This window comes from Aquabacterium sp., from assembly GCF_048860245.1.
Taxonomy (GTDB): domain Bacteria; phylum Pseudomonadota; class Gammaproteobacteria; order Burkholderiales; family Burkholderiaceae_C; genus Aquabacterium.
Genome location: NZ_JBLIZW010000088.1, coordinates 1 through 12,306, shown reverse-complemented (window position 1 = coordinate 12,306; position 12,306 = coordinate 1). Strand labels below are relative to the sequence as shown.

Annotated in this window: 11 protein-coding genes; 6 read left to right on the top strand and 5 right to left on the bottom strand. The window is 61.3% G+C overall.

Annotated features, from left to right (window positions below):
* Positions 1–28 precede the first annotated feature (28 nt).
* Positions 29–292, top strand: a complete 264-nt coding sequence (locus ACMV18_RS10020; RefSeq protein WP_374255849.1) for a hypothetical protein — start codon at positions 29–31, stop codon at positions 290–292.
* Here the strand turns inward: ACMV18_RS10020 and pgeF are convergent.
* A complete protein-coding gene (pgeF, locus tag ACMV18_RS10015; RefSeq protein WP_420817718.1) occupies positions 224–1,084 on the bottom strand; it encodes a peptidoglycan editing factor PgeF in 861 nt (286 codons plus the stop codon). The two genes, ACMV18_RS10020 and pgeF, sit on opposite strands and share 69 nt — an antisense overlap.
* Here pgeF and ACMV18_RS10010 point away from each other — a divergent pair.
* From ACMV18_RS10010 to ACMV18_RS09995, 4 genes are read left to right on the top strand one after another with little or no spacing between them, the layout of a single operon-like run.
* Positions 1,083–1,754, top strand: a complete 672-nt coding sequence (locus ACMV18_RS10010; RefSeq protein ID WP_420817717.1) for a chorismate--pyruvate lyase family protein — start codon at positions 1,083–1,085, stop codon at positions 1,752–1,754. The two genes, pgeF and ACMV18_RS10010, sit on opposite strands and share 2 nt — an antisense overlap.
* Positions 1,755–1,784: 30 nt before the next feature.
* On the top strand, positions 1,785–2,330 hold the full coding sequence (locus ACMV18_RS10005; protein WP_374255855.1) for an NUDIX hydrolase: 546 nt from the start codon (positions 1,785–1,787) through the stop codon (positions 2,328–2,330).
* Positions 2,331–2,345: 15 nt separating this feature from the next.
* The gene (locus tag ACMV18_RS10000; RefSeq protein ID WP_420817716.1) at positions 2,346–4,532 is read left to right on the top strand and encodes a type I secretion system permease/ATPase; all 2,187 of its coding nucleotides are present in this window, start codon (positions 2,346–2,348) and stop codon (positions 4,530–4,532) included.
* 20 nt (positions 4,533–4,552) lie between these two features.
* Entirely contained in the window at positions 4,553–5,995 is a 1,443-nt protein-coding gene (locus ACMV18_RS09995) for an HlyD family type I secretion periplasmic adaptor subunit (protein WP_420817715.1), read from the top strand.
* Positions 5,996–6,001: 6 nt separating this feature from the next.
* Here ACMV18_RS09995 and ACMV18_RS09990 read toward each other — a convergent pair whose 3' ends face one another.
* Together ACMV18_RS09990 and ACMV18_RS09985 are read right to left on the bottom strand one after the other, a co-directional pair.
* Entirely contained in the window at positions 6,002–7,924 is a 1,923-nt protein-coding gene (locus ACMV18_RS09990) for a bifunctional diguanylate cyclase/phosphodiesterase (protein ID WP_420817714.1), read from the bottom strand.
* Between the two features lie 23 nt (positions 7,925–7,947).
* Entirely contained in the window at positions 7,948–8,571 is a 624-nt protein-coding gene (locus tag ACMV18_RS09985; RefSeq protein WP_420817713.1) for a transglutaminase-like cysteine peptidase, read from the bottom strand.
* Between the two features lie 249 nt (positions 8,572–8,820).
* Here ACMV18_RS09985 and ACMV18_RS09980 point away from each other — a divergent pair, with 249 nt between their 5' ends.
* Positions 8,821–10,647, top strand: a complete 1,827-nt coding sequence (locus tag ACMV18_RS09980) for a TolC family outer membrane protein (protein WP_420817712.1) — start codon at positions 8,821–8,823, stop codon at positions 10,645–10,647.
* Positions 10,648–10,732: 85 nt separating this feature from the next.
* Here the strand turns inward: ACMV18_RS09980 and ACMV18_RS09975 are convergent, their stop codons facing one another.
* Together ACMV18_RS09975 and ACMV18_RS09970 are read right to left on the bottom strand one after the other, a co-directional pair.
* On the bottom strand, positions 10,733–11,443 hold the full coding sequence (locus ACMV18_RS09975; RefSeq protein ID WP_420817711.1) for a glutamine amidotransferase: 711 nt from the start codon (positions 11,441–11,443) through the stop codon (positions 10,733–10,735).
* Positions 11,444–11,472: 29 nt separating this feature from the next.
* Positions 11,473–12,009 (bottom strand): hypothetical protein, encoded by a 537-nt coding sequence (locus tag ACMV18_RS09970; protein WP_420817710.1) that lies wholly within the window; start codon positions 12,007–12,009, stop codon positions 11,473–11,475.
* Between the last annotated feature and the right edge of the window lie 297 nt (positions 12,010–12,306).

Genomic DNA, 12,306 nt, shown 5'->3' with positions numbered 1-12,306 from the left:
CGTTTTCCCCTATTAGCCCCCGAAACGAATGTGGATCGTCGCAATCGCCTGGATGTACGTGGCCATCATGATGGCCATGGCTGAGGCCACCAACCCGCAAGGCACCATCCTCGGTGCGATCATCACCTTGCTGTTCTATGGCGTGGCGCCTGTCGCGCTGGTGATGTATGTCCTCAGCACGCCGGCACGCCGCAAAGCCAGACAGGCTGCCGAGCAAGCCGCCTCAGCGCAGGCAGATGCTGGCAGCCTGCCTGCCAGTGACCCGGTCGCGCCGGAACGAAAAGAACCTTGAGGCATCGCTGGCGGTACACCACCGCCCGCCCCCAATGTCCAGCACACCAACTTGGTGCAACACGTCTTGGGCCAACCCGGGCAAGTCGGCCATCCAGCGTGGGCCATCGGCTGCGTCCGGAGCTTGAAGAAAGCGCCGATGCGCTTTGGGAGACGCCGGGTCAGCACCAAACCCCGCCAGCACATCGGCCCCGACCTCGAACTGGCGAGGCCCAATGCAAGGGCCCAGCCAAGCGCGCAAGGCAGCAGGATCACACCCGGTCGCTTCGCACAGCGCGCGCACGCCGTTGTGCACGATGCCCACGCCGCCCATCGCCCCTGCCCCGGCCAAACCCCGCCACCCCGCATGAAGCGCAGCAACGCCCTTCTTGCCAGGCGCAGCCAACAGAATTGGCAAGCAATCTGCAACCATGACCGTGCAGGCAATCCCAGGCTCGGTGGTCAACGCACCATCGGCCTGCGGTTGCACGTTGGCCTGAGACACGTCAATCCAGTCCACGGCACTGGCAGGGGCTGCACGACGGCTGAGCCTGACCACACGATGACCGTGAACCTGGGTCAGCCACACAGGCTCTGCTTTGATGGCGCTGCCAAACACCTGTCGGTTGCGATCCACCGCATGAGGCTGATCCCCGACATGGTCACCCAGGTTGCATTGGGCATAGGTGCCTTCGCTGATGCCCCCGTGCCGCGCAGACATGATCGCGCCCACGCCACGCCCAAGATGGACATGCATCCATCCATCAGGCAGATCAGCCGCCACACGAGACGAAGAAAGGAGGGAAACTGACATGGGGACAACTGACGCATCGGGCCGCTATGATCCAGCCCCGATGCTACCCCGCCAGACCGCACTTGCCATGTCGCACCACGCTCGCCCATCAGGATTCGGACACCGTCAGGTCCGACGCCCGCATGCCTCGCGAGTCAGTCGGGCGGGGGCAACGCGACCATCACTGAAGGCGTGGCTGACCGCCCCGGGTTCCTTGACCGCCCGCTTGCGCGAGCATGGCACGGTCACCGTCCAAGTGGTGTTCCAAGGCTCAGCCAAGCTCTGGCGGCAGGAACGTGAGGTCATCCGAACAACGCAAGGCCATGTCCGAGAGGTCATCTTGAGCGTGAACGGCCAACCTGCAGTGTGGGCTCGCAGCAGCACCCCTTCGCGGGCCGTCAAAGGTCCGTGGCGCGCCATCAAGGGGTTGGGCGCCCGACCGCTGGCTGAACTGCTGTTCTCACACCGCCAAGTGCGCCGTGAACCTTTGACACACCAGCGAATTCAACGACATGCCAGTCAGCGCCAGCGCATGGATCGTCAGTGGCGACGTCACCCAGGCCTTGCCGGCATCACACACGGACCGACACCAGACTGGATTCGACGCTCTGTGTTTTGGCACCGTGGCGCCCCGCTGCAGGTCCAAGAGGCCTTTGCGCCGTGGGTGACGCGATTGAAAACACGACGATGAGCCCGCACCGGGTTGCCCTACACTGCAGGGATGCTGTTTTCACGCCGAATCGAGCACTGCCAGGTCTGTGGCACCCCAGTCGAGCACAAGGTGCCTGCCGACGACAACCGCGAACGGGCTGTCTGCCCCTCTTGCGGGCACATCCACTATGTCAACCCGCTCAATGTCGTGGGCACGGTCCCCGTCTGGGGCGAGCAAGTCCTGCTGTGCAAGCGCAACATTGAGCCGCGCAAGGGTTTATGGACGCTCCCGGCCGGTTTCATGGAGCTGGGCGAAACAACCGAAGAAGGTGCCGCGCGCGAAACCCATGAAGAAGCGGGCGCCAACATTGAGATGCAGGGGCTCTACAGCATCATCAATGTGGTTGCAGCCGGTCAGGTCCATCTGTTTTACCGCGCACGCTTGCTCGACCCGACGTTCGATCCGGGTCCAGAGACCATGGAAGCGCGCCTCTTCCGCGAGGATGAAATCCCTTGGGACGAACTGGCCTTCCGCACGGTTCGCATGACCCTACAGCGCTTCTTTGATGATCGCAAGAGGGGTCAATTTGATGTGCACTGCGCCGATATCCGCTGACAGCAGCCCGCAGCCATGAACGCACCTCAAGCACCTGTGACCTCCACACCGACCAACAGTGATGCGCCCCGCTTGCGCGATGACCTGATCAGCCCCGATCCGTTGCTGGACTGTCTGGTCGAGGTTTGCCATCTCCACGGCCTGCCGGCCTCACGGGCATCGCTCGCAGCAGGACTGCCAGTGGGGCGCGGTGCCTTGACCGTCTCCCTCGCTGAGCGTGCTGCGGCACGCGCAGGCCTGAGCACCAAACTGCAGCGACTGAAGCTCGATCAGATTGATGCGGTCACCTTGCCCGCCATCCTGATCCTGCACGGCAACCGGGCTTGTGTGCTGCTGGGGCGCACCAGCGATGCTCAATGGCGTGTCCTCATGCCAGAAACCGGGCAAGGCGAAATCGTGCTGGACACAGAGGCCTTGACGCTGCGTTTCAGCGGGGTCGTGCTCTTTGCCCGACCTCGTTTCCGTTTCGATGCCAGAACGCCAGAAATTCGGGCCACCCGTTCAGGGCACTGGTTCTGGGGCCCCGTTTTGGCCCAGCGCTTCGTGTATCGCGACGTGATGTGGGCGGCGCTGCTGATCAACCTGTTCGCACTGGCCTTCCCCATCTTCTCCATGAACGTCTACGACCGGGTGGTCCCCAACCACGCGGTCGAAACCCTGTGGGTTCTGGCGTTGGGCATCACCCTGGTGCTGGGGGGCGACTTTTTCATCCGCCTGCTCAGAAGCCACTTTGTGGACGAAGCCAGCGCTCGCATTGACGTTCAGATCTCGGCCACGCTGATGGAGCGCGTGCTGGGCATGCGGCTGGAACATCGTCCTCAGTCCGTCGGATCGTTCGCATCCAACCTGCGTGGTTTTGAGCAGGTGCGCGACTTCATCGCGTCCAGCACGGTCACCGCGCTGATTGACCTGCCGTTTGCCATCCTTTTCATCTTTGTGATGGCATGGATTTCACCTTGGCTCATCTTGCCGGTGCTGACCATCTTCGCCATCGTGATCGTGTCAGCCTATGTGCTGCAACACCGGCTGCATGAGTTGTCGCAAAGCACCTATCAGGCCTCCGCCCAACGCAATGCCACGCTGGTTGAAAGCCTCACGGGGATCGAGACCATCAAGGCGCAAGGCGCCGAAGGCGTGATTCAGGCGCGCTGGGAGCGTGCCAACCGGTTTCTGTCTTCGTTGAACGTCAAGATGCGCGGGCTGTCGTCTGCGGCCTTGTACAGCACGGCCACGCTGCAGCAAATGGTCTCGGTGGCCATCATCCTCATCGGTGTCTACCTGATTGGCGAAAAACAATTGACCATGGGGGGCTTGATCGCCTCGACCATGCTGGCAGGACGGGCACTGGCCCCTGCCGGCCAGATTGTGGGTTTGCTGATGCAGTATCAGGGCGCCCGAACGGCCCTGGAGTCGCTGGAGGCCATCATGAGTCGCCCGGTGGAGCGGCCTGAAGGTTCCAGCTTCATTCAGCGCCGCGAGTTCAAGGGTGAAATCGAATTCCGGCACGTCTCCTTTGCCTACCCCAATCGCGAAGACAACTCGCTGAGTGACGTCAGCTTCAAGATCGCCCCCGGCGAGAAGTTGGCCCTCATCGGCAAGGTTGGCTCGGGCAAAAGTACGCTTCAGAAACTGATCATGGGGCTGTATCAGCCTGCCGATGGTGCCGTTTTGCTCGATGGCATCGACATGCGTCAGCTCGACCCCGCCGACGTGCGGCGCAACATTGGCAGCGTGTCGCAAGACGTCACCTTGTTCTACGGTTCTTTGCGAGACAACATCACCTTCGGCTATCCCCATGCGCAGGATGACGCCATCGTCGCTGCAGCCGACACCGCAGCCTTGACGGACTTCGTCCAACGCCACCCGCAAGGCTTTGACATGCAGGTCGGTGAACGCGGTGAACTGCTCTCGGGCGGCCAACGACAAAGCGTCGGTATTGCGCGCGCGGTTCTGCACAACGCCCCCATCTTGTTGCTGGACGAGCCCACCAGCTCCATGGACTTCTCCACCGAGGCCCAAGTCACCCAGCGCATGCAAGCCTTCACGCAAGGCAAAACCGTCGTGCTGGTCACGCACCGCACTTCCATGCTGGCTTTCGTCGACCGCGTGATCGTGGTGGACCAAGGCAAGATCGTGGCAGACGGTCCGCGCGAGCAAATCATGCAGGCACTGGCTGCGGGCCGCATCGCCCGCGCATCGTGAGTCGGCCAGGAGTGCGCAACATGAAACCCATTCTGAACGCCGGACACAAGGTCATCACGCTGCTGGAACGCATTCGCGAAGGCATTGCCCCAGTCACCGACAAACTGCTGGACAGGCTGACCGGCGCCAGGGTCGATGCCACGGCGGCAGCGTTGGGCGGCATGCGCGATTTCGAGCAAGAGGCCGACGCGGTGATGTCCACCACGGGGACCTATCGCGCACAAACACTCGTCAGGAGTGCGGTGTTGCTCACCGCCATCTTGCTGATCTGGGCCTCGCTCGCTGAAATCGACGAGGTGACCAAAGGCGAGGCCAAGGTCATCCCGTCTCGCCAACTGCAGGTGATTCAGTCTCTGGACGGTGGCGTGGTGTCGCAGATTCTGGTCAAAGAGGGTGACGTGGTCGAGGCTGGCCAGTTGCTGCTCAAAATTGACGAAACACGCGCCAATTCAGGTGTGCGTGAAAGCGCGGCGCAGGTCTTCTCGCTGCGCGTCAAGCAGGCCCGACTCAAGGCCTTGGCGGAAGGCTCCCCCTTCGTTCCACCGTCGGTGCCATCGGATGACCCCGAGGCCCAACGCATCGTCGATGAAGAGCGCCAGTTGTACGACTCCCGCAGGTCAGAACTCGAGGCACTGGTCTCCATCAGTCAGCAGCAACTGGCCCAGCGTCGACAGGAACTGAGCGAAGCCACTGCGCGGCGCACCTCCGCCACACGCAGCCTGGATCTGGCTCAGCAAGAGCTGACCAAGACCCGGCCGCTGCTGAACAGCGGTGCCGTGTCGGAAGTGGACATTCTGCGTCTTGAACGCGATGTGAGCCGCGCACGCGGCGACATGGAGCAAGCGGGGGCACAGGCCGCTCGCGCGGAGGCCGCCATCATGGAAGCCACCCGCAAGATTCAGGAAACGGATCTGTCGTTCCGCAACGATGCCCGCAAGGAATTGTCGGAGGTGCTGGCGCGCCTGAATGCCCTGACGGAAGGCGCCGTGGCGCTGGCCGATAAGGTGGACAAATCGCAGGTGAAGTCCCCCGTTCGCGGTCGGGTACAGCGCCTGCTGGCCAACACGGTGGGTGGCGTCGTGACGCCTGGCAAAGACATCGTCGAGGTGGTTCCCCTGGACGATGCGCTGGTTCTGGAAGCTCGCGTTCAGCCCAAGGACATTGCGTTCATCCATCCAGGCCAGGCTGCCACCGTGAAATTCACGGCCTATGACTTTTCGATTTACGGCGGACTGGATGCCGTTGTCGAAAACATCAGCCCGGACACCGTGACCGACGAGCGCGGCGTCAATACGTATTACGTCGTCCGTGTGCGCACCAAGAAAACCAACTTCAGCGAGAAGATGCCCATCATCCCGGGCATGACGGCCGAAGTGGACGTCCTGACAGGCAAGAAAACCATTCTTTCTTACCTGCTCAAGCCAGTCCTCAAAGCGCAGGCCTACGCCATGCGCGAGCGCTGACAGGCCTCAGGCCGTCAAGCGTACGGCCGGCCCCGTCATGCCATCCATGCCGCATTGGCGAAGCGCAAAGATGTCGGCCGTCTCGGTCACGCCCTCGGCGTAAACCTGCAGCCCCAAGCCATGCAACATGCTGACCGTGGCCGACACGAAGGCAGATCGTGACGGATCGTGCGACACGCCTTGCACCACAGACGGGTCCAACTTCACGTAGTCCAACCCGGCTTCGAATAGGAAATTGATCTTGGCCAGGCGAGCGCCAGCGTGCTCCAGACCAATGCGTGCGCCCAATGGCCGAAGTTGCTTGCACAGTTCGCGCACCAACTCAAACCGCTCCACAGCAGCTGTCTCGGCCACTTCCAGCCACAGCAGGTGCGCCACGTCCGGGGCGTTGGCCAGCAACGCACGCACATGCGGCACGAAGCCACTGTCCAGCAACGATGCCGGAGACAAGTTGATGCCACGGGGCTGTTGATCTTCTCTGATCGCTTCGATGGCCATGGTGACCGCCAGCTCGTCGATTTGCGAGATGAGGCCCGAACGCAGCGCCATGGGCAACCAATTGGCTGCGGGCTCAAAGTCGCCATTCCCATCCAACTGCAAGCGCATGGGGCACTCGTGATGCACCAACAGCAAGGCCCGATCCACCACGGGATACTGCACCAGCTTGGCGCGACGTGCCTCCACCGCGGCTTGCAGACGCGCCCGCCAGGCATCTTCACCCATCACGGAGCCCGCGCCGCCATCCGGCAACTCGGCCACCTCCACCGAGAAGGCGCCACGAGACTCGGCCTGTGCCAGTGCCGAGTCAGCCGTTGCCAACACCTGCTGAAGCGACGTCCCACGTACCCACTGAACACCGCCAACGACCACCGCTGCATTGACCGCTTGCTGCACAAACACCTGACGCAAAGCATCGGCGTAATCCATGGCGGAAGGCAAAGGCACATCGTCGGTGGTCAGGCAGACTGCAAAATCGCCGCCATTCAGCCGCCCGTGTACGGCGCCCGACACGCCGCTGGACACCTCCACCATGCCCTTGGCCAGCCGTTGAAGCAAATCGTCTGTGGTGCGGTGCCCCAACACGCGATTGACCCCGGCCAGATCCATCAGCCGGATCAGATAAAGCACGCCAGAACCGGAGCCCTCTTCCTTGCTGAGTTCAGCCCCCACCTGGGTCATGAAATAGCGGCGGTGAGACAGCCCAGTGAGCGGGTCACAGTGCGCCTGCTGACGCAGTTGCTCCACTTGGGAAGACTGCTCATCAAACGTCGACTTCAAGCGCACGACCACAGCGTTCATGGCACGGCTCAAGCGCGCCAACTCCGGCACGCGCGGCTCGGTCACGGTCACGAAACGGCGCTCCATCAAGGCCTGCGCCTGATTGACAGTGGCATCCAGAGGGCGACGAATGCCGCGCACCCCAAATGTCGCGACGAGCCCCGCCACGCCCCCCAGCAAGGCCAGCAAGCCTGCGGTTTTGACCGCACCTTGCCACAGCTGACCATGCGCAAAAGCCGAATGGCTCACCACTTCGACCGAACCCAGTGCGCGCCAACCATCGGAGACCTGGGCCACTCCCGCCAAAGACTCCACAGGCATCAGCTGAATGAACCACTGCGGCGCTTGCTCACGCACCGTCTGCGCATCGGCTTCGCGGCTGACCACCAGACGACCTGCCGAATCCTTCAGCGCAATGCGTTGATAGAAGCCCGTGTCGAACATGGCCGTCAATGCCATTTCCATCGCGACCTGGTCCCCATGTTGCTGGGACAGCGTCAAGGCCAGCGATTGGGCATTGTCTGCATTTTTCAAACGCAACTGCGTCTCCAGATAGGAACGCGACGAAACCATCCAGACCGCAAAACTGCCGAAGAACGCCAACAGCAGCGTGACCAGCAACAAGACCCAGATCTGACGTATCAAGGACATAAACACTCCACTCACGCGGCCTGTCAGGGCCACCAGCCTTCATTACGGGCTTTCAACAACACTTCGCGCCAACGAGACAAGCGCGCCGAGGGATCCCCTGCACTGGCCCCGCCCACGCCCTGCCACAAACCTTCCGCGTTGAAACTGAACACGGGCGTCAGGTCAGGACGTCGCGAGGCGGGACGAATATCGGTGATCAGGTTATCCAGAATCAGTGGCTCGGCATTGGGCTCTGCATAGTAAGCGAGCACCATGTGTGCCACGACGCCCCCGCCCAGCTGAGCACGAACGTACACCAGCCGCATCTTGCCCCCCGGCACGCCAGCCGCGAGCAAGGAAAAATACTTTCCGATGGCGAAGTCTTCGCAATCACCCGCCCCCTTTTGCAGGGTCTCGAGCGGCGAAGCCCAGTAGTCAGGGACCTGCCACACCTCGCGGTCATCTCGATAGAGAATCTGGCGATTGAAGAAAGTGTTGACGGCCTTGAGACGCTCCAACTCGTCACCCGACATCGACTCACGAACTTCCTGACTCAGCGCCTGCGCGCGGGCATACGTCGTCGCCCCCAGCTTCTGGGCTTGTGACAGCATGCGCACACTGTCCCAAGCCAGCGCAACCGATACCCATTGCACCGCAACGAGCATCATGACCATTGCCCACGCCGCAACAGGTCGAGCGCAAACTGCTGCGCGACCCCTGAGATCTTTGACGTGGAATAAGTCGAAAAGACGGAACACGTCTTTCAATCGGCTAATGTGGCGAAAACTTGACCCCCTTGACTCAATGACCCTCAAGGAAGCGCCCTTGAAACGATTAGTGACAAAATACGTCGTCCTGCGTCAAACCCGGCGCATTGAGTCACTTTGGTTGTACCCACAAGGCATATGAACAAAAAGATGATCAAGACCGGTCTCACAACTCTGGCTCTCGCTTGCGCAACGCTGGTCGCACAAGCCCAAAGCGCTCCAGCAACCGGCTTGGCTGATGCCGTTCAAAAGGCACTGGACAGCAACCCAGATGTGACCGCACGCTTGAACGCCATGCGTGCCGCCACCAATGAAATCGATGTGGCACGTGGCGCCTACCTGCCCAATGTCGATCTGTCGGCCAGCGTGGGCCGTGACCAGGATCGCATCACGAGCAGAAATCCCCAATCGCAAAGCCTGTCGCGCAACGGTTTGGCCTTGAGCGCCAGCCAGATGCTGTGGGATGGCTTGGCGACACGCAAGGAAGTCGAGCGTCTCAGCCATGCCCGACTGACCCGCTATTTCGAATTCCTGAGCGCCACAGAAGACACAGCGCTGGAAGCCACACGCGCCTACATCGACGTACAGCGCTACCGCAAGCTGGTGGCGCTGGCTGAAGACAACTATGTCCAGCACAAATACGCGTTCGATCAACTGCAAACCAAGTTCAAGGCTGGTGTCGGTCGTGGCGTGGACTCCGAACAGGCAAACGCTCGCCTGGCACTGGCCGAGTCCAACCTGACAACCGAAATCGCCAACCAGCACGATGTCAGCGCACGCTACCTGCGTGTCGTGGGTGAGGCCCCTGCTGCACGCATGCCCCTGGATAACGGCCTGGATCGCAACATCGCGCCCACCAATGCCGACACCATCAACCAGGCCCTGGCCCACCATGCGGGGATCAGCGCTGCGGTTGAGAACCTGCGTTCTGCAGAAGCACAAGCCAAAGTTGCCGAGAGCCGTTATCAACCCACGGTTGAAGCACGCGTCCGAAGCGGCACAGGCCGCAATTTCGACGGCGTACAAGATCAGAAGCGTGACACCTCTGCCGAGATCGTGCTGAACTGGAACTTGTACAACGGTGGCTCCGACCGGGCCCGTGTGCGCCAGTATGCCGACTTGATCAATCAAGCTGCCGACCTGCGTGACAAGACTTGCCGCGACGTCCGCCAAACGGCAGCCATTGCGCACAACGACATCCACAAGCTGCAAGAGCAACTGAAGGCACTGGACCGCAACGTTCTGGCCATCGAAAAGGCTCGCGACGCATACCGGCAGCAATTCGACATTGGGCAGCGTAGCCTGTTGGACTTGCTGAACGCCGAAAACGAGTTGTACACAGCCAAGCGCGCATATGCCAATGCCGAGTTCGACCTGATGCTGGCCTATGCCCGCACGCAGGCGGCTCGACACAACTTGACCACCGCGCTGGGACTGTCCCCCTCCAAGGGCGATGTGCCGGAAGGTGCGCAGGACTGGCAGTCTGCCAGCGAAGCCTCGCAGCGCTGCCCGGTGGTAGCCATTGACGTGGCCAGCACCAGTCGCGCCGACCTGGACGCACGGGCTCGCAAACTGGCGGGGCCTGCGATCTCCGCTCCGGCCGAAGCGCCAGCCATCCAACCTGTGACATCGACACAAACTCAAGCCGCAGACACCGTTGGGCAACGCCTGCGCACGTGGGCCGAAGCGTGGATGTCGAAGGACCCCGCCCGGTATTTCAGCTTCTACGCTGAAGGCTTCACCCCTTCCCGTTCCACCCCCGAAAAATGGCGCGGCGAGCGCACACGCGCTCTGAGCAAGCCTGGCGCCATCGACGTGAAGTTGGACAACATCAAGGTCACACCAACGGGCGACGAGGTCACCACATCGTTTACCCAGACCTACACGTCGAGCAATTTCCAGGACAAGACCACCAAGACGCTGACCTGGAAGGAGCTGGGCGGCAACTGGGTGATCGTGAAGGAAAGCAATCGCTGATCAGGCTGCGCGCAGTTTGCTGCGCAACCCCTGAGCAAACAAAAGGCGCCCTTGGGCGCCTTTTACTTTTTGCAGTGGCTTGGGCCTATTTCACCAGGCCCGTTTGAACGAGCCATTGCGTGAGGCACAAGGCGCCTTGCTGCGCCAGTTGCCGGCTGAACAGTAGCCCGTCGGCTCGCAATTCAGGCACGTCAATGTGATTGGCCGCCAACTCACAAGCATGCCCGACCAACCAGCGCTCCAGCGTGTCGCCAAGAACCTCCGGATGGCACTGAAACGCCAACACATGTGCGCCCACGCTGAAGATTTGATGCGCACACAGATCGGTGGACGCCAACAAGGTCGCACCCTCAGGCAGGTCGAACGTGTCACCATGCCAATGCAGCATGGACGTCGAGGCACCGTCCAGATGCGCCACCGCCGAGTGGCGCCCCGCTTCCGTGAGTTGCAGCGGCTTCCATCCGATTTCCTTGGCCGGCCCGGGGTACACACGAGCCCCCATGGCGCGCGCAATCAACTGAGCCCCCAAGCAAATGCCCAGGGTCGGCAATTGCCGTTCGAGCCGAACCTGTAGCAACGCCACTTCGCGCCTGATGAAGGGGTAAGTGTCCTCTTCGTAGACGCCGATGGGCCCGCCCAACACCACCAGCAGGTCCGGTGCCGCGGCATCCACGGCAGACAAATCATCCACACACGCATCCACGTAAGTCACATCAAAACCGTGATGCTGAAAGACTGCTTCAAACGAACCCAAGTCTTCAAAGGCCACATGCCGAATTGCCAACACTGATTTCATCGCGCCCCTCCCATGCTGGGGTGATTCTGTCAGGCCTTGGGCAATTCTTCGAATACCCGCGTCGCAAACAGGTCCGCTCGTTCCAAGCCGGCCACCAGTTCAATTTCTTGCCGACACCGGCGCAACCATGCCTCCATCGTGCCCCGATCGACGACTTCTCGGGACGCCAGACGGAGAGACTCATCCGCACGCCCCAAAATGCGCGCCAACTGATCTAAGGCATAGAACTTCGCAGCTGCAAGGGACTTCTGCTGCGGTGCGGCAGGGGGAGGCGATGGCACACATGCCTCGTCCGGCTCGGCCGCAGGCAACGCCATACGCGACGCCAGTCGGCGCTGCTGCGCATTCGCCGTCACGCAGGGACGCACAAAGCCTCGTTCCATCAGGGCATGGACGTCCTCAACCTTCAGCGACAGTGCTTTCATGGCGGGCAACAAGTCTCGCAACGGACGCTTGCCATCCATCATGATCAACAAGGCCCGCATGGCAGCATCCAGCGCCACACTGCGCCCCCGAATCACATCCCACGCAAGGTCGGTCTTGGCGTACGGCACCAACAAGTCCACATCAGATCTCCTGCAACAAACTCAGGCAGGAATATCTGGCGTCAACATGACAGCTTCGCGATAAGCCCTCATCGTCGATGGCTCTTTGCGTCACGCTGATCGCAAGCCCAAAACAAAAAACCCCAAGTGACGAATCACTTGGGGTTCATGTCTGGCGGTGGAGCCGCAACCAGCACCAAACAGTATCAGAAGAACCCGTAATTGCCCTCAATGGGCATCCCCTGTTGCCAAGGATACTTTCTGCTCGCTGTTTTACACGTACCTGTATTACGGGTTTGCGTAAATTTTTGCGGAAAA

What these genes read in the sequence shown, in the direction of transcription:
- ACMV18_RS10020 (WP_374255849.1), top strand. Translation starts at nt 29, where the DNA reads ATGTGGATCGTCGCAATCGCCTGGATGTACGTGGCCATCATGATGGCC.
- ACMV18_RS10010 (WP_420817717.1), top strand. Translation starts at nt 1,083, where the DNA reads ATGGGGACAACTGACGCATCGGGCCGCTATGATCCAGCCCCGATGCTA.
- pgeF (WP_420817718.1), bottom strand. Translation starts at nt 1,084, where the DNA reads ATGTCAGTTTCCCTCCTTTCTTCGTCTCGTGTGGCGGCTGATCTGCCT.
- ACMV18_RS10005 (WP_374255855.1), top strand. Translation starts at nt 1,785, where the DNA reads ATGCTGTTTTCACGCCGAATCGAGCACTGCCAGGTCTGTGGCACCCCA.
- ACMV18_RS10000 (WP_420817716.1), top strand. Translation starts at nt 2,346, where the DNA reads ATGAACGCACCTCAAGCACCTGTGACCTCCACACCGACCAACAGTGAT.
- ACMV18_RS09995 (WP_420817715.1), top strand. Translation starts at nt 4,553, where the DNA reads ATGAAACCCATTCTGAACGCCGGACACAAGGTCATCACGCTGCTGGAA.
- ACMV18_RS09990 (WP_420817714.1), bottom strand. Translation starts at nt 7,924, where the DNA reads ATGTCCTTGATACGTCAGATCTGGGTCTTGTTGCTGGTCACGCTGCTG.
- ACMV18_RS09985 (WP_420817713.1), bottom strand. Translation starts at nt 8,571, where the DNA reads ATGATGCTCGTTGCGGTGCAATGGGTATCGGTTGCGCTGGCTTGGGAC.
- ACMV18_RS09980 (WP_420817712.1), top strand. Translation starts at nt 8,821, where the DNA reads ATGATCAAGACCGGTCTCACAACTCTGGCTCTCGCTTGCGCAACGCTG.
- ACMV18_RS09975 (WP_420817711.1), bottom strand. Translation starts at nt 11,443, where the DNA reads ATGAAATCAGTGTTGGCAATTCGGCATGTGGCCTTTGAAGACTTGGGT.